The 15,488-nt window shown below is 73.6% G+C and carries 13 protein-coding genes; 9 read left to right on the top strand and 4 right to left on the bottom strand.

Features of this window, described 5'->3' with window-relative positions; all coding sequences use genetic code 11:
- Positions 1 to 291: 291 nt before the first annotated feature.
- The 8 genes from OEIGOIKO_RS30445 to OEIGOIKO_RS30410 all read left to right on the top strand — a co-directional run bounded on the left by OEIGOIKO_RS30445 (position 292) and on the right by OEIGOIKO_RS30410 (position 8,334).
- Positions 292 to 1,626, top strand: a complete 1,335-nt coding sequence (locus OEIGOIKO_RS30445; protein ID WP_125056729.1) for a sensor histidine kinase — start codon at positions 292 to 294, stop codon at positions 1,624 to 1,626.
- Positions 1,590 to 2,237, top strand: a complete 648-nt coding sequence (locus OEIGOIKO_RS30440) for a LuxR C-terminal-related transcriptional regulator (RefSeq protein WP_125056728.1) — start codon at positions 1,590 to 1,592, stop codon at positions 2,235 to 2,237. Before OEIGOIKO_RS30445 ends, OEIGOIKO_RS30440 begins: the two co-directional genes overlap by 37 nt.
- A 124-nt stretch (positions 2,238 to 2,361) precedes the next feature.
- The gene (locus tag OEIGOIKO_RS30435) at positions 2,362 to 2,607 is read left to right on the top strand and encodes a DUF397 domain-containing protein (RefSeq protein WP_031004234.1); all 246 of its coding nucleotides are present in this window, start codon (positions 2,362 to 2,364) and stop codon (positions 2,605 to 2,607) included.
- A 118-nt stretch (positions 2,608 to 2,725) separates the two neighbouring features.
- Positions 2,726 to 4,708 carry a hypothetical protein gene (locus OEIGOIKO_RS30430; protein WP_125056727.1) on the top strand — a complete coding sequence of 661 codons (1,983 nt, stop codon included), beginning with the start codon at positions 2,726 to 2,728 and terminating at the stop codon, positions 4,706 to 4,708.
- Between the two features lie 117 nt (positions 4,709 to 4,825).
- Positions 4,826 to 5,818: a metal-dependent hydrolase gene (locus tag OEIGOIKO_RS30425; RefSeq protein ID WP_125056726.1), complete on the top strand. Its 993-nt coding sequence runs from the start codon at positions 4,826 to 4,828 to the stop codon at positions 5,816 to 5,818.
- A 1-nt stretch (position 5,819) separates the two neighbouring features.
- Positions 5,820 to 6,914: a PDR/VanB family oxidoreductase gene (locus OEIGOIKO_RS30420; RefSeq protein ID WP_125056725.1), complete on the top strand. Its 1,095-nt coding sequence runs from the start codon at positions 5,820 to 5,822 to the stop codon at positions 6,912 to 6,914.
- A 132-nt stretch (positions 6,915 to 7,046) separates the two neighbouring features.
- Positions 7,047 to 7,763 carry a TetR/AcrR family transcriptional regulator gene (locus OEIGOIKO_RS30415; protein WP_125056724.1) on the top strand — a complete coding sequence of 239 codons (717 nt, stop codon included), beginning with the start codon at positions 7,047 to 7,049 and terminating at the stop codon, positions 7,761 to 7,763.
- Between the two features lie 43 nt (positions 7,764 to 7,806).
- On the top strand, positions 7,807 to 8,334 hold the full coding sequence (locus OEIGOIKO_RS30410) for a GNAT family N-acetyltransferase (RefSeq protein ID WP_125056723.1): 528 nt from the start codon (positions 7,807 to 7,809) through the stop codon (positions 8,332 to 8,334).
- A 351-nt stretch (positions 8,335 to 8,685) separates the two neighbouring features.
- On the opposite strand, the gene pulA is transcribed toward OEIGOIKO_RS30410, so the two are convergent.
- The 3 genes from pulA to OEIGOIKO_RS30395 all read right to left on the bottom strand — a co-directional run bounded on the left by pulA (position 8,686) and on the right by OEIGOIKO_RS30395 (position 13,941).
- Positions 8,686 to 11,325: a pullulanase-type alpha-1,6-glucosidase gene (pulA, locus tag OEIGOIKO_RS30405; RefSeq protein WP_170251920.1), complete on the bottom strand. Its 2,640-nt coding sequence runs from the start codon at positions 11,323 to 11,325 to the stop codon at positions 8,686 to 8,688.
- A 109-nt stretch (positions 11,326 to 11,434) separates the two neighbouring features.
- Positions 11,435 to 12,847, bottom strand: a complete 1,413-nt coding sequence (locus OEIGOIKO_RS30400) for an alpha-amylase (RefSeq protein WP_125056722.1) — start codon at positions 12,845 to 12,847, stop codon at positions 11,435 to 11,437.
- Positions 12,848 to 13,242: 395 nt separating this feature from the next.
- Positions 13,243 to 13,941, bottom strand: a complete 699-nt coding sequence (locus OEIGOIKO_RS30395) for a hypothetical protein (RefSeq protein WP_125056721.1) — start codon at positions 13,939 to 13,941, stop codon at positions 13,243 to 13,245.
- Between the two features lie 250 nt (positions 13,942 to 14,191).
- Here OEIGOIKO_RS30395 and OEIGOIKO_RS30390 point away from each other — a divergent pair, with 250 nt between their 5' ends.
- On the top strand, positions 14,192 to 14,743 hold the full coding sequence (locus OEIGOIKO_RS30390) for an EF-hand domain-containing protein (RefSeq protein ID WP_125056720.1): 552 nt from the start codon (positions 14,192 to 14,194) through the stop codon (positions 14,741 to 14,743).
- Between the two features lie 47 nt (positions 14,744 to 14,790).
- Here OEIGOIKO_RS30390 and OEIGOIKO_RS30385 read toward each other — a convergent pair whose 3' ends face one another.
- Positions 14,791 to 15,447, bottom strand: coding sequence for a maltokinase N-terminal cap-like domain-containing protein (locus OEIGOIKO_RS30385; RefSeq protein ID WP_125056719.1), 657 nt, complete (start codon positions 15,445 to 15,447; stop codon positions 14,791 to 14,793).
- Positions 15,448 to 15,488: the final 41 nt, after the last annotated feature.

Genomic DNA, 15,488 nt, shown 5'->3' with positions numbered 1-15,488 from the left:
TCTCCGTCCGGGGAAGTCGAGACGTGGTGAGGCCGGCAGGGGTCACGGATGCGGGAGGAGAAGTCGCGGACACGGGAGCGGGCACGAGACAGGACACGGGAGGCGCAGGGGGAAGGGCCGGGCCGCCGCACCCCGCGGGACGCGACGGGTACCGGGCCGCGGCACCGGCCGGTCCCGGTGGTGCCAGCTACACCCCCGCCAGGGGGTGGCACCCAGTGACCTGGTCTTCTCCACCCGGCAGACTGTTCCCGTGCCCGACGTCCGGGCGCGTGAAGCGCAGGGAGCGTACGGATGAGGGTCCGCCGAACACTGGTTGCCGGAGCACACGGGCTCGGGCTCGCCGTCGTATCGCTGGTGGGCTCGGTCCTGCTCTTCTCGCTCACCCTGATCTCGCTCGCCCTGCTGCCGATCGGCGTCGGCTGGCTGACCACCCCGCTCGTCGTGCGGCTGACCCGGCGCTTCGCCGACCAGCGGCGGGTGTGGGCGCACGACTGGGCGGGGATGCGCGTACCGTCCGGGTACCGGCCGCCGCCCGCCCGGCAGCCCGGCCTGCCCGGTGTGGTGCAGCGCTGCCAGCACGTGCTGAGCGACCTGACCACCTGGCGGGAGCTGCTGTGGCTGCCGGTGGACATGACGGCGGGGTTCTTCACGGCGCTGCTGCCGGCCCTGCTGCTCATATTCGGCGCCGAGGGCTTCGTCCTCCCGGCGCTCGCCTGGAACGGTACGGACCTCGACGGCCAGATGTACGGATTCCTGTCCACCTCGGACCCGCAGCAAGTGGCCCTGATGCCGGCGCTCGGCGCGGCGGTTCTCGCCCTCTCCCTCTTCAACGGGAAGCTGCTGCCCCTGCACTTCCGCCTCGCCGCGGTGTTCCTCACGCCGCCCAAGGCCGAGCTGGCGGCCCGCGTGGAGCGGCTCACCGAGACCCGGCACGACGCGGTGGACGCCTCGGCGGCGGAGCTGCGCCGCATCGAACGCGATCTGCACGACGGCGCGCAGGCCCGGCTGGTCGCGATGGGCATGGACCTGGGCACCATCGAGGCGCTGATCGAGCGGGACCCGGCCAAGGCCAAGGAGCTGGTCGCCCGCGCCCGTACGTCCTCGGCGCAGGCGCTGACCGAACTGCGCGACCTGGTGCGCGGCATCCACCCGCCGGTCCTCGCGGAACGCGGGCTGGACGACGCCGTACGGGCCCTGGCCCTGCGGATGCCGCTGCCGGTGGAGGTCACCGGGCGGCTTCCGGGCCGGCTGGAGGCGCCGGTGGAGTCGGCCGCGTACTTCTCGGTGAGCGAGCTGCTCACCAACACCGCCAAGCACGCGGACGCGGCACGGGCGTGGGTGGACCTGGAGTACGCCGACGGGCGGCTGCGGGTGACCGTCGGCGACGACGGCCGGGGTGGCGTGGTCCTGCCGCCGGCGGGCGGCGCGGACGGCGCGGACGGGCCCAGCCGGACCGGTACAGGAATGCCCGGCCAGGGCGGTAACCACTCCGGCCTGCGCGGACTCGAACGGCGACTCGGTACATTCGACGGCATATTGGCCGTCAGCAGCCCAGCGGGCGGCCCCACCCTGGTCACGCTGGAGATCCCGTGCGCGTTGTGCTCGCCGAAGACCTCTTCCTCCTGAGAGACGGTCTGATACGGATGCTGGAGGCGTTCGATTTTGAGATCGCCGCCGCCGTGGACAACGGACCCGACCTGGCGCGGGCGCTGGCCGAGGAGCAGCCGGACGTCGCGGTCGTCGACGTCCGGCTGCCGCCCTCCCTCACCGACGAGGGCCTGCAGTGCGCGCTGGCCGCCCGCCGTGCCCGGCCCGGTCTGCCGGTGCTCGTCCTCTCCCAGCACGTGGAGCAGCTGTACGCGCGCGAGCTGCTGGCCGACGGCACCGGCGGCGTCGGCTATCTGCTCAAGGACCGGGTCTTCGACGCCGAGCAGTTCATCGACGCGGTACGGCGGGTGGCCGCCGGCGGCACGGCCATGGACCCGCAGGTGATCTCCCAGCTGCTGTCCCGGCGGGCGCAGGACCGGCCGCTGGCCCGGCTGACGCCCCGGGAGACCGAGGTGCTGGAGCTGATGGCCGAAGGGCGCTCCAACACGGCCATCGCGGCCAAGCTGGTCGTCACCGAACGGGCCGTCGCCAAGCACACCTCCAACATCTTCGGGAAGCTGGCGCTGCCGCCGTCCGACGACGACAACCGCCGGGTCCTGGCGGTGCTGGCCTACCTGGACCGCGGCTGAACCCACCCGCCCCACCTGGCTCCTGCAGCACACCTTTGAGGACCGCTGGAAGCTCATCCGGCCACCGCGTACGCTGACGATCCGTACGCAGACCCGTACGGACCGCGAGCGAGGAGTTCACCGTATGAGTGCCGCAGCTGACAAGGAGTGGCTCTACGCCCTCGACATCTCCGACGCCACCTGGCAGCGCGCCCCCGGCGAGTCCGAGGAGGCGGTGGAGATCGCCTTCCTGGAGCAGGGCGCGGTGGCGATGCGCAATTCCAAGGAGCCGGACGTGGTGCTGCGGTACACCGAGGCGGAGTGGCGCGCGTTCGTCCTGGGGGCCCGGGACGGGGAGTTCGACCTGGACCGTGCGCAGCCCCCGCAGTAGCGGGCCGGCAGCGGTACGGGCGGGGAGCCCGTACCGGCGCGAGGGGGCGCGCGCCGTCGTCCGGGAGGGCGCGCGCCGGGCGAAGTGACCATCCCACGATTCCCTCGTTTCACGGAACGTGGAGCAGCAGCAGGCAACAGCAGCCCGTCCGGACGCCCGGCATCCCGGCGCCGGTGGCGTCCCGGCCGCCTTCGTCGGTGTCGACCAGGCCGAGGCGGCCCTGGTCGAGCACTATCCGCGGCTGACACGGCTGGCCTACCTGGTCCTGCCGCCCACGCTGGGGCGCAACCGGCGGGTCCTGACGGCGCACTCGGTCGTCCAGCGCGCGCTGCCGCGCAAGGACACTCCCGCGCAGTCGCCCGCCCTGCCGTCGCAGCGCCGCCCCGGCCGCCCGGTCACCGACCCCGGGTACGCGCTGGTGCGGCTGCGGGTGCTGCGCGCGGCCCTGGCGGCCGAGAACCCCCGGTTGCGGGTGCCGTTGCTGCGCCGCGAGGTGCCCGTACCCCCGATGCCGCCGCTGCTGCCCCAAGCCTGGGGCCTGCGACTGTTCCCCCGTTCCGGCGGCATGGACGAACTCACCCTGTACCGCGCGCTGTCGGCGCTGTCCGCACCGGCCCGCGCGGCGTATGTGCTGCGCGCGCTGGAGGGTCTGGGTGAGGCGGACGTACGGGCGGTCCTGGAGGCGGCCGGGGCCGAGGACGTGCCGCGCGCGCTCGCCGCGGCGGCCGGTGCGGCACCGGCGGCGGGCGGCCGGGACCGTTCGCTGCTGGAATCCGCCGAGTTCGACCCCTGTTCCCTCCAGGCCCGGCCCACCGACCTCCTGCGGCGCCGCAGGCACGCGCGCGCGGCGCTGGCGGGGGCGGCGGTGCTGGTGTGCGGTGCGCTGCTGACTCTGCCGGGCGGCGGGCGGGGCCCCGATGGCGCCGCGGCTCCCCCGTACGCCGAGAACGCGGCAGCGCAGGCCGCCCTGGACCCCGCCCAGGTGACGCGGGCCGCCGCCGGCACATGGCGGAACGCGACGCGGCGGGGCCTGTCGGCATGGCCCGCCCGGGGAGACCGTACGCACGACCGGGCGCTGCTGCGGCGCGCGCTGGCCGTGTGGGCCAGGCCCGGCCCGGACGTGCAGGTTTCGGCCACCCCGGGCACCGCGCAGGGCCCCGCGGCCGGTCCGCCACAACTGCTCTACGCGGGTGTGGCGGACCGTGCCGCGGTGGTGCTCCTGTACGACGGGCTGCGCGTGGTGCGCTACGCGGAACCGGCGGACGACCCCGACGGTCCGGGCGGCGCGGCGCTGGACTTCGCCCGCACGGACGGCGCGGACGACACCTCCGTCACGGCCTTGGTGCTCAGCCGCGCGGACAGCAACGTCCGCTACCTGACCGCCCCCTGGACCGAGCACGCCGAGCTGGCCGACCTGCTGGACCCCACCGGCGCGGCCCGCCGCCTGCCCCTCGGCGAGGACGGCACGACCGGTCCTGTACCGACGCCCGCGCGGGCCACCGCCTGCACGGCCTGGCAGGCCCTGCGGCTGGACGGCGGTCTCTTCACCGACCTCGGCGAACTGCTCCCGGCCCGGCTGACGTCCGGCCCTCCGGACCGGCCCGGCACACCGGACGGGCCGCAGGCGCGTACGGCCTGGGCGCGCACGGCGTGCCACCTCGGCGGACTGCGCGGCCAGGGCGTCCGTACGGTCAACTCCTGGGCGTTCGCCCAGCAGCAGCTGCCTGCCGGGGGCGGGGCCGCGACGTGGGTGTGCACGCGCGCCGAGACCTGGCGGGGCGCGGGCAGCCGTACCTTCGCGCAGGTCCAGACGCCGGGCGGACGGCGGTACGCGCCGGGCACGGTGGTGGCGCGGTCCGAGGGCGGGCCGGGGTGCGGCCCGCGTGAGCCGTGGGCGCTGGCCGGGGTGTTGTGGAAGGCGTCCGGCGGACAGTGGTGGCTGGTGGCCGCGGGCAGCGCGCAGCTGACGGAGGTCGGCGCGAGCGGCGAGGTCACCGGCCGCGCGGCGGGCTCGCAGCTGGCCGTACCGGCCACGGCGGGCGCCCGGGCGGAGCTGTCGGGGAAGCTGCGGAGCGGCGGGCGGGTGACGGGGCTGCGGTAGCCCTGGGGCCACGGACGGCGCCGGGGCAGCAAGTGGCGCCGGGGCAGCAGGTGGCGCCGGGGAAAATCCCCGCCCGGGGCCTGTTGCCGATCCCGTACCCGCCAGTACATTGACGCCATGTCTAATACGGCCTCGTTGCGGCCCCGGCCGGTCGCGTCCGAGCACACCCCGCTGAAGGCACGCAACGTCGCCTTCGACTGGGCGGACACCCCCCTGCACTGGATACCCGGCGACCCGGACAGCACCCACACGATCAACGTGCTGCACCTGCTGCTGCCCGCCGGCGAACGCTGGTTCGTGCACGTCTACAAGCAGGTGCTGCCGCAGATCCGGGACGCGCGGCTGCGCGAGGACGTGATCGGGTTCATCGGCCAGGAGGCGATGCACTCCCAGGCGCACGACGACGTGCTGCCGCACCTCGAACGGCTCGGGCTGGACCCGACCCCGTACACCGCGCAGGTCGACTGGCTCTTCGAGAAGCTGCTCGGCGACCGTCCCCCACTGCTCAACGCGTGGGCGGTGCCCCCACTTCCCCCGGGACGGGCGAGCCAGTGGTGGCTGATGGAACGCGTCGCGATCATCGCCGCGATCGAGCACTGCACGGCCTTCCTCGGGGACTGGGTGCTCAACGCGGAGGCGCTGGACGCCAGGGGCGCCGATCCGACGATGCTGGACCTGCTGCGCTGGCACGGCGCCGAGGAGGTCGAGCACCGCTCGGTCGCCTTCGACCTGTTCCTGCACGTGGACGGCGGGTACCGGCGCCGGGTGCGGACCTGGGCCACCGCCTTCTCCGCGCTCGTCTTCCTCTGGCAGCGCGGCACCCGCTTCTTCATGGAGAACGACCCTTCGCTGCCGGACGGCAAGGCCAGCTTCAGGGAGTTCTTCCGCGCGGGACGGGAGGGCGTACTGCCCGCGCCCGGCGCCATGGCCCGCCTCGTCCCCCAGTACCTCAGCCGCACCTATCACCCCTCGCGGTACGGCAGTACCGAGCAGGCCGCCGCCTATCTGGCCGGCTCCCCCGCCGCGACCGCCGCCGAGGCCCGTCCGGCACAGCACCCGGCGCACCATGCGACGCAGCAGCCGACACAGCACCCGACAGGAGCCGCCTGAGATGCCGTCCCTCCCCCGGATACGTACGGTCCTGGTCGCCGCCGGAGCCGCGCTGGTCGTCCAGCGGGCCCTGCGCCGGCGCATCGGCCGGTCGCCGCTGTGGCCGATGCCCGCGCTGGAACGGCCCGTCTCCGGCCGGAGGCGGGACCGTTCCGGTCCCCTGCGCCTGCTGGTCGTGGAGCGCGCGGAGGAGGCCGAAGGCGTCGTACGGCTGCGTCTGGAGGGCGACGGCCTGCCGGGCTGGGAGCCCGGGGCCCACCTCGACGTGGTGCTGCCCTCGGGGGCCGTACGCCAGTACTCACTGTGCGGCAGCCCCGCCGACACCGGCTCGTACACCATCGCGACACGGCTGATCGAGGACGGCCGGGGCGGGTCGCGCGAGGTGCACGAGCAGCTGCACGAGGGCACGACCGTCGAGGTGCGCGGGCCGCGCAACCGCTTCCGGCTGGAGGAGTGCCACGCCTACCTGTTCATCGCGGGCGGCATCGGCATCACGCCGATCCTGCCGATGCTGCGGCAGGCCGAGTCCGAGGGCGTGCCGTGGCGGCTGGTGTACGGCGGGCGGACGCGCGCGTCGATGCCGTTCCTGGCGGAGATCGAGAAGCTGGCGGGCGCCGCGTCGGACCGGGTGACGGTGGTCGCCGAGGACGAGGACGGCCTGCCCGACCTGGCGGGCGCACTCGCCGACGCCCCGCCGCACGCCGCCGTCTACTGCTGCGGCCCCGACCCGCTGATGGACGCCGTGGCCGGGCTGCTGCCGCAGGGGGCGCGCGGACTGGCCCTGTACACCGAGCGGTTCGCACCGGCCGCGGCGACGGCGCCGGGCGAGAACACGGAGTTCGAGGTGGAGCTGCGGCGCACCGGCCGCACGGTCACCGTCCCGGCGGACGGCAGCGCCCTGCGCGCCATCCGCGAGCAGGCCCTGCCGAACCTCCCGTACTCCTGCGAGCAGGGCTTCTGCGGCACCTGCCAGCAGCGGGTGGTCTCCGGCGAGGTCGATCACCGCGACGAACTGCTGACCGACGCCGAGCGCGACGACTCGATGCTGATCTGCGTCTCGCGGGCGCGGGGGGAGCGTCTGGTGCTCGATCTCTGACGTCCGTGCGCCGGGCCGGGCAGGTCGCCGCCGTCCGGCCCCGGCCGCTCGCTTCCAAGCCGGGCCGGTCCCCGCCGTCCGGCCTCCGGTCACTCGATTCCGCGGTACGTCCCCGGTCGTTAGGGTGTGCGCATGACCAACGGGGCGCGCCGCAGGATGGGTGTCGAGGAGCGACGTGAACAGCTGATCGCCGTGGCGCTCGGCCTGTTCAGCCACCGGGCACCGGAAGAGGTCTCGATCGACGAGATAGCCGAGGCGGCGGGCATCTCGCGGCCGCTGGTCTACCACTACTTCCCGGGCAAGCAGAGTCTGTACGAGGCGGCGCTGCGCCGGGCGGCCGACGAGCTGGCCGCCCGGTTCGTGGAACCGCACGAGGGACCGCTCGGGGCCCGGCTGCTCCGCGTGATGGAACGGTTCTTCGACTTCGTCGACGAGCACGGCCCCGGCTTCTCCGCGCTGATGCGCGGCGGCCCGTCCATCGGCGCGATGGAGGGTGTGGGGTCCGGCCGGACGAGCGCGATGATCGACGGGGTGCGCCAGGCCGCGTACGAGCAGATCCTCTCCCACCTCGGGGTGGAAGAGCCCGCTCCGCGCATGGAACTGGTGGTCCGCTCCTGGATCTCGCTCGCCGAGACCACCGCGCTGATCTGGCTCGACAGCCGTGCCATCGCGCGCGGTGAACTGGAACGCCAGCTGGTGCACGACTTCGCGGCGCTGGCGGCGGTGAGCGCCGCGTACGACGCGGAGATGGCCGCGGTCCTGGGCCGGGTGCTGGCCGACGAGCCCTCCGACGGGCCGTTCGGCGATCTGCTGACCCGGCTGATGGCGCTGGCACCGCAGCCGGGCTGAGCCGGACGGGACCGTTCCGGCGCCCCTGCGGCACAATCCGCGCATGGAAACGATCACTTTCCGCCTCGCCGCGGACACCGACGCCGACGTGACCGCCCTCGTCGCGCTCTACGACGGCGCCGCCCGCTGGATGCAGGGCCGGGGCATCGACCAGTGGGCGCCGGGTGAGCGGGACGCGGACCACTTCCGGCTGCGGATCAAGCAGGACGAGGTCTGGTTCGCCGAGGTGGGCGGGGAGGTCGCCGGTGCCTGGGAGCTGTGGTGGGAGGATCTGCCCGCCTGGGGGCCGCAGCCGCCCGCCGCGGGGTATCTGCACCGGCTGATGGTCGACCGCGACCGGGCGCCGGCGGGCACCGGCCGCGCGATGCTGGCCCGTGCCGAGCGGCGGATCGCCGAGGCGGGCCGTCCGCTGAGCCGCCTCGACTGCAAGTCGGGCAATCCGCGGCTGCGGCCGTACTACGAGAGCGCGGGCTACCGGGTCGTCGGCGAGCAGCGGGCGAAGGAGGGCTCGGACGGGAGCAGGTACAGCGTCACGCTGCTGGAGAAGCGGGTGCTCGGACCAGGGGCGTAGGCGCGGGCGCAGGGGGCGCACACCCGGCGCACTTCACCGGCGCGCGCCGGTCCGGCGCGCAACCGGGACGGGTTGTACGGCCTTTTGTCCGGCGCCGCCAGGGCTTTCGGACAATTCCCGGACGGCGCACAGTGGTGTCACCGGGGCCTGAGGGCACGGGATCACGGGGGCCCATGGAGTCCGCTGCGGCGGACGGATGGGGGAACCATGGGGGACGATCCACGGGGGAAACAGGCCCCGGCACCGCCATCGGCGGGATGGGCCGTCCATGGGCAGGGCGGCCCATGGACGGCCCCATGACGTGACGGACAGCGGCCGTGCGAGGCGGCCGCCCGTGAGGAACGGGGCCGTTCACCGCGCGGCGAACACCGCGACCGTCCGCGCCGGGACGCCGAACGTCCCCGTCCGCTTCTCGTACGAGGCCGTCCTCACCACCGGGTCCGCGCCGCGCGCCTGCACGCGGTGCAGGCCGTACCGCTTGCCCGCGAGTGACGGCAGGTGCTGGAGCTGCCGCTGCGGCGTCGCGTTGAAGACCACGACCAGCTCGCCGAGCCGCATGGTGACGACGCCGGGTGTCTCTTCCGTCCCCGACAGGGGGAAGGAGAGCGCGTCCTGTACGGCCTTGGCGCTGTCGAGCCCGAAGGCCGGTTCGGTGGCGTGGATGCGGAGCAGGTCGCGGTAGGCGGCGGAGGCGTCGGTGATCTGCCGGCAGCCGGGGCGCAGGGCGGGGTCGGCGAGCAGCGGCCGGGCGTACGGCCATTTGTCCTTGTTGTCGGCGGCGGGCGGCAGTCCGCGTCCGAAGCCGTTGCCGTCCCGGCAGTTCCAGTGCAGGGCGTTGAACCAGTCGCCGCTCTCGTAGGAGTTGCGGTCCAGGGACTTGGAGCGGAGCAGGTCCGTTCCGGCCTGGGAGAGGGCCGGGCCCTGGGAGAGCGCGGCGGTGGCCAGGGCGAGGACCTGCATACGGGCGCGGTCGGCGGCCGGGGTGCCCGGGGGGAGTTTGTAGGCGAGTGCGTCGTAGAGCGTTTCGTTGTCGTGGGCGTCGGCGTAGGCGAGGGCGTCGCCCGGGGCGGCGGCGTACCCGGCCGGGCTGCCGTTGTAGTCGACGTCCGACCCCTTGACCGTACGGCCGGTGGTGTCGGTGAAGGTGTAGTCGGCGAGGTTGCCGGTGAGGCCGACCTTGAGCAGGTCCTGGTAGTGGAGCAGGCGCGCGCGCTGTTCGGCCGGAGTGCCATTGGCGGGCGAGGTGTTGGGGTCCGTGTGGAGGCCGGAGGCGAAGCCCTGGACGCGCGGGTCCGCGTCGAAGGGGCCGCCGCCGCGTACGGCGTCGCGGGCGCGGTCGTTGAAGGTGGCGATTCCGGTGCCCGCCATGTTCCGCTGGGTGGCCTGCACGAAGCGCGCGTCGTCCGCGACCTCGCCGAAGTTCCAGCCCTCCCCGTACAGGACGATCGCCTTGCCGTCCACGCCGTCCTTGGCGGGGGTCAGCGCGTCCAGGGCCTTGCGTACGGCGAGGATGTTGGCCTTCGGATGGTGTCCCATCAGGTCGAACCGGAAACCGTCGATCTTGTACTGCCGGGCCCAGGTGACGACCGAGTCGACGACGAGCCGGCCCATCATCGTGTGTTCCGGCGCGGTGTTCGCGCAGCAGGTGGAGGTGGCCACGGAGCCGTCGTCCAACAGCCGGTGGTAGTAGCCGGGCACGATCCGGTCCAGTACGGACAGCGCGTCCTGGCCGCTCGCGGCGGTGTGGTTGTAGACGACGTCCATGACGGTGCGCAGTCCGGCGCCGTTCAGGCCCTGCACCATGCGGCGGAATTCACCGGTCCGGGCCCGTGGCGAGTCGGGGTCGGAGGCGTACGAGCCTTCCGGCACGGTGTAGTGGAACGGGTCGTACCCCCAGTTGTACGCGTCGCGGGCGGCGGTCTTGCCGACGCACTCCTGCTGCCGCTCGGAGTCGGCGGGCAGCGCCGCCAGGTCGCAGTCCGGGCGGGCCTGGTCGGAGCGCCGTTCCGGGATGGTCGCGATGTCGAACGCGGGCAGCAGGTGGACGTACGAGGTGCCGGCGTCCGCGAGGGCCTTGAGGTGCCGCATGCCGTCCGAGCGGCGGTCGGTGAAGGCGAGGTAGCGGCCGGGGTGGCGCGACGTGCGGTCCTCGACGGAGAAGTCGCGGATGTGCAGTTCCTGGATGCGGGCCCGGTTCAGCGGCACCGCGGCGGGTTTCCTGAGCCGGTCCCACCCCTTCGGCGCGAGGCGCGGGTCGGCGAGGTCGACGACGAGGCTGCGGGTGGAGTCGGCGGTCAGGGCGGTCGCGTACGGGTCGGTGACCTTGTTCGTGACGAAGCGGCCGGCGGTGGGCGCCCAGACGGTCACGACGTACCGGTACGGCTTGCCCGCCCAGCCGCGCGTGCCCCGCGCCTGCCACACGCCGCTCGCGTCGTCCCGCCGCATCGGGACCGTACGGCCGTCGAGTTCCAGCGCGACGGTGCGGGCGGTCGGCGCCCAGACGGAGAGGGTGGGGCGGCCGCGCCGGAAGACCGGGCCGAGCGGCGTCCCGGCCGCGGCCGGGGCGTACAGGTCGTCCAGTACGCCGGGGATCTGGACGCCGGTGCTGACGCGCCGCCCGCCGGCGTCCGGCTGGACGGCGACGAGCCGGTCGCGCAGCGCGGTGAGGGTGAACTTCCGGTCCCGCGGGTCGACGGCGAACGCGGGGAAGTTCCGCAGATGCGGGTACGCGGCCTGCTCGTCCGGGGTCAGGGCGCTGGGCGTGAGCCGTATCCGCCGTACCCCCGGCCCCTCCCCTTCCGTCCCGAACTCCAGTCGGGCGTCCGCCCGCCGGGCGTCCTTCCAGACCACAGTGTCGCGGTCGATCCACTGGGCCGCCGCCGTGGCGGGAGCCGGTGGCGGTGCGGCGTTCGCGGAGAGCGGGGCGGGCAGGACGGCCGCGCACAGGGCCATGGCCACGGCTGCGACGGTACGGCGGAGGGTGCGCCTCACGTAAGGACTCCTTCAGGACGTTCGGAACGTGCGCGGTGGGCCGGGGGCGCCCCGGCCCACCACCTCGGGCGTCGGGTCTCTGGCGCGGACCTCGGGCCTCGGGCGCGGGTCAGCCGCAGCTGCGCGCGCCGACGTGCAGCGCCAGCGCCGTGTTCGGGGCGACCATGGCGGTGAAACGCCCGTCGCCGCCCACCGTCACCGGCTTGCGGCTCTGGACGTCGCAGTACGTGCCGGCCGGCAGCGAGGTCTGGAACGTGCGGGTCAGCGCGCTGCCCTCGTGGTTGACCACGGCGTAGCCCTTGTCGCCGCGTCCGAAGGCGATGGCGTCGTCGCCGTTGTCCCACCAGTGGGTGACGGCCGTGCCGCGGGTCGCGTTGCGGAAGGCGACCATGCTGCGGATCTCGGGCCAGTTGTGCTGGCACTTCCAGCCCTCCTGCCAGCAGGCCCTGACCGCGCCCCCGTTGGGCGGCCCCGCGTCGTGGTCGGAGAACTCGTACCCCGAGTGCACGTCGGGCGCTCCGTACGGCCAGGCCAGCATGAAGACGTTGGCGAGGGTGTAGTCCGCGCCGTTCTTGTAGCTGAGCGTGGAGCCGTTGCGCTCGGTGTCCCAGTTGTCGACGAAGACACCGGACCGCGCGGAGGGCAGGTACGCCCAGCCCTCGCCGAAGTTCTTCAGGTAGGCCAGTTTCTCGTTCTGGAAGACGCGCTTGAGGTCGCGGCCGTACCGGAATTCCTGTACGTCGCCGTTTCCCAGGTACTCGGTCGGGGAGACTGCTTCGCCCTCCCCGTGGATCGCTTCCTGCTTCCAGTAGACGGAAGGATTCTTCAACTGCCGCTTGATCGCGGCGAGGTCGTCCGCCGGCAGGTGCTTGGCCGCGTCGATCCGGAACCCGTCCACGCCGAGTGACAGCAGGTCGTTCAGGTACCCGGCGATCCGGGACCGGACGTACGGCTCGCCGGTGTCCAGGTCCGCCAGGCCGACCAGTTCGCAGTGCTGCACGTTCCAGCGGTCGCGGTAGTCCGTGATCGGCCCGGTGCAGTCGTCCATGTCCTGGCGCTGGTAGATCCCCGGGTAGTCGTACTTCGTGTACGGCGAGCCGCCGGTGCCGGTGCCCGACCCGGCCGCCATGTGGTTGATCACCGCGTCCGCGACCACCTTCACCCCGGCGGCGTGGCAGGTGTCCACCATCTCCTTGAAGGCCGCCCGGTCACCGAGCCGCCCGGCGATCCTGTAGCTGACGGGCTGGTACGAGGTCCACCACTGTCCGCCCTGGATGTGCTCGGTGGCCGGGGACACCTCCACGTAGCCGTAACCGGCGGGCCCCAGCGTGGTCGTGCACTCCTTCGCGACGGACTCGTAGCGCCACTCGAAGAGTTCGGCGGTCACGTCCTTCGCCCCGGGCGGCGCCGCGTTCGCGGGCTGCGGCGGCGGGGCGAGGACGGCCGCCGCGGCGCCGGAGAGGAGCGCGAGCGCGGCGGCCATGGGTCTGCGCGCGGGACGCCGGGGGCGGTCGGGGGCCATGGTTCCTCCTGAGGGGGTGGGAGGTGTTCAGCCGTTGTTCTACCCGCCACGGTTGATTGTTGCAAGAGTTTGCGCAAGAGATTGCAACGGTGTTACGGCGGGCCCGAACCACGGCGCTACGGCGGTCCCCACCACCAAAGCGCCGCGCCCGGCGGGGTGTACAGCCCCGCGGCCGCTACGGCCCCACCTCGTTCCTGGGGGAACTCCTCGGCAAGGGACGGCCCCGGCGGACGGCACCGGAACCGCGAAGAGTCCGCGCCCCGGTTGGTCAGACCGGGACGCGGACTCTCTCGGCCGCGCATCAGCGCAGCTCTTCCCCGCCGGACGACGGGCAGCGCTCAGTGCTCAGTGCTCAGCGGTGACGGACCGGCATGATCGTCGGCGAGCACCGGCGGCTACGCGTGGGCGCTGATCACCCCACCACTGCTGAGCACGATGTACACGCCGTTGGCGACGACCCCGGCGTCCTGCTGGTTCGCCTCGACCGTGCCGTACACCACGCCTCCCCTGCCGAGGATCTGCGCGCGGTAGCGCAGTTCGCCGGCCTTGGTGACCTTGGCCGTCCAGCCGCCCGCCAGCTTGAAGGTGCCCGGCCCCTGGTGTCCGCCGCCCGTCCAGGAGTGCACCGTGCCGTCCAGCGACAGCACGACGAACATGTCGTTGGCGTCCAGCCCGGCGTCGTGCCCGCTGGTCTCCAGCGTGGCGAGGACGTCACCACGGGCGACGATCTTGGCCCGGTAGTGCTGGTCGCCGAGCCGCTGGATCTCCGCCTTGCTGATGCCGTCCGCCAGGGGCACGGTGCGGACCGGGGCACCCGCCTTGGGCTTGGCGGCCTGCTCGCCCACGGCTCCGGCCTTGCCCTCCGCCTCGGAACCGGCGCCCGCCTCGGTCTCGGCCCCCTGCGCTCCGGCGGACGAACCCGCGTCGCGGGACTCGGCCACTGTGTCCATGTCCGTCTGCCCCGCGGCCTTCGTGCCGGTGGCATCCGAGCCGGAGCAGGCGGTCAGGGACAGGCCGGCCGCTGCGACCAGGGCCGCGGCGGCGACCCGCAGCGTACGGCGACGAGCGGTGCGGACGGTGGTGATGGCGCTCATTTCGAACCCCCGGGGCAGTCGGTGACGTCGTGTCTCTCGGAACATCACCCACTCTGTCCGGGATCACTAGCGCAGGACTGCCGCTCCACTAACACCCGGCTAACACGGCTGCGACCAGTGGCAGAACGCCACGCCGGCCCGCAGTACCCACCCCACCGGACAACCTGACCCGAACCGTCGTTGACCGCGCCCCGCCCCGGCAGTTGCATGGAACGCGCCCCTGACGCCCCGCGGAAGGACGGTGGGTGCGATGGCGACCGACGCCTTGGACCGCAAGTTCAGCATGCTCTTCGACTGGTTCGACCGCACCGAGGACGGCTGGCTCACCCATGAGGACTTCGAGGTGATGGCCGGGCTGTTCATGGCGGTGGCCCGCCCCGAGGACCACGAGAACCGGGCCGCGCTGCGCGAGGCGTTCGGCCGGTGGTGGGAGATTCTGCGCGACGCGGGCGGCACGGACGAGGAAGGGCGGGTGGGCCGCCGGCCCTTCATCGACCTGATGCACTCGCACGTCACCGACCCGAAGACCTTCGAGCACGTCGTACTCCAGATCGTCGACGCCCTCATGCAGGCCCTCGACACCGACCGCGACGGCGTGCTCACCACCGACGAGTACGTCCGGATGTACGAGGCGCTGCACATCCCCCAGGAGACTTCGGGCCCGGCGTTCCAGCGGCTCGACCTCGACGGCGACGGCGTCATCAGCCACGCCGAGTTCCGCCGGGCCATCGAGGAGTTCTACCTCAGCCCGGACCCGGACGCCCCGGGCAACTGGCTGCTCGGTTCGCCGCTCGGCGGGTGAGCGCGGCCCACCCGGCTTTCACGGCATGGCGTGCGCCTCCGCGGGCCTCAGTCCGACGCCTCGTGCACCGTCAAGAACACTCCGCGCGCCTGCTCCCCCGCCGGCCCGGTCCACGTCGCGCTGAGGTACCCCTGCGTGGCCCCGCCGTCGGTCCCGCCCGGTGTCAGGACGCGGTGGACGCGCAGGAGCAGGGGGCGGGTGGAGCGGACGAGGATGTCGGTGGCGGACGGGGCCGGGGTCACCGCGGCGGGTCCCGCTACGGTGCCGTGGCCGGTGCCGGTGAGCTGCGCGTGGACGGTGGGGTCGAGGGCGTCGTTGACGCTCTGGGCGTGGGCCTCGGCCCGGCCGGTGAGGAGGGCGAAGAGCTGGGCCACCAGGACCGGGTCGTGGGTGCCGTCGTAGACCCAGCGCTTGCCGAGTACGCCGTGCTCCAGGGTGCCGATCAGCGCGTGGTCGGCGCCGGGCAGCGGTGCGCCCCGGTAGGTGAACGGGACGTGGTAGTGGACCGGTCCGGCTCCGGAGGAGTCGGTGGCCACCATGAACTCCATGCCGACCTCGCCCTCCGGGTCGTCCAGCCGGAAGCCGCCGGCCTTGGTCAGGTCCGGGGCGGCCCCGTCGCCCGCGTACCAGGGCTGGGCGGGGAGCCAGGGGGCGAGGAGTTCCAGCTTGGTGGGCGAGAGGGTGGTCTGGTGGATGACGGCCATGGCCTGGGCACCTTCCCGTGAGCGGCACGGTTGATCGCGTG

The organism is Streptomyces paromomycinus, assembly GCF_003865155.1.
In the GTDB taxonomy this organism is placed as follows: Bacteria; Actinomycetota; Actinomycetes; order Streptomycetales; family Streptomycetaceae; genus Streptomyces; species Streptomyces chrestomyceticus.
Note: the sequence above shows the minus strand (reverse complement) of the source record. Positions and strands in the feature narration are given on the sequence as shown.

Excerpts from the sequence above, each read along its gene's own strand:
- OEIGOIKO_RS30425 (WP_125056726.1), top strand. The coding sequence starts at position 4,826 with ATGTCTAATACGGCCTCGTTGCGGCCCCGGCCGGTCGCGTCCGAGCAC.
- OEIGOIKO_RS30415 (WP_125056724.1), top strand. The coding sequence starts at position 7,047 with ATGACCAACGGGGCGCGCCGCAGGATGGGTGTCGAGGAGCGACGTGAA.
- OEIGOIKO_RS30435 (WP_031004234.1), top strand. The coding sequence starts at position 2,362 with ATGAGTGCCGCAGCTGACAAGGAGTGGCTCTACGCCCTCGACATCTCC.
- OEIGOIKO_RS30445 (WP_125056729.1), top strand. The coding sequence starts at position 292 with ATGAGGGTCCGCCGAACACTGGTTGCCGGAGCACACGGGCTCGGGCTC.
- OEIGOIKO_RS30385 (WP_125056719.1), bottom strand. The coding sequence starts at position 15,447 with ATGGCCGTCATCCACCAGACCACCCTCTCGCCCACCAAGCTGGAACTC.
- OEIGOIKO_RS30400 (WP_125056722.1), bottom strand. The coding sequence starts at position 12,847 with ATGGCCCCCGACCGCCCCCGGCGTCCCGCGCGCAGACCCATGGCCGCC.
- OEIGOIKO_RS30420 (WP_125056725.1), top strand. The coding sequence starts at position 5,820 with ATGCCGTCCCTCCCCCGGATACGTACGGTCCTGGTCGCCGCCGGAGCC.
- OEIGOIKO_RS30410 (WP_125056723.1), top strand. The coding sequence starts at position 7,807 with ATGGAAACGATCACTTTCCGCCTCGCCGCGGACACCGACGCCGACGTG.
- OEIGOIKO_RS30395 (WP_125056721.1), bottom strand. The coding sequence starts at position 13,941 with ATGAGCGCCATCACCACCGTCCGCACCGCTCGTCGCCGTACGCTGCGG.
- OEIGOIKO_RS30390 (WP_125056720.1), top strand. The coding sequence starts at position 14,192 with ATGGCGACCGACGCCTTGGACCGCAAGTTCAGCATGCTCTTCGACTGG.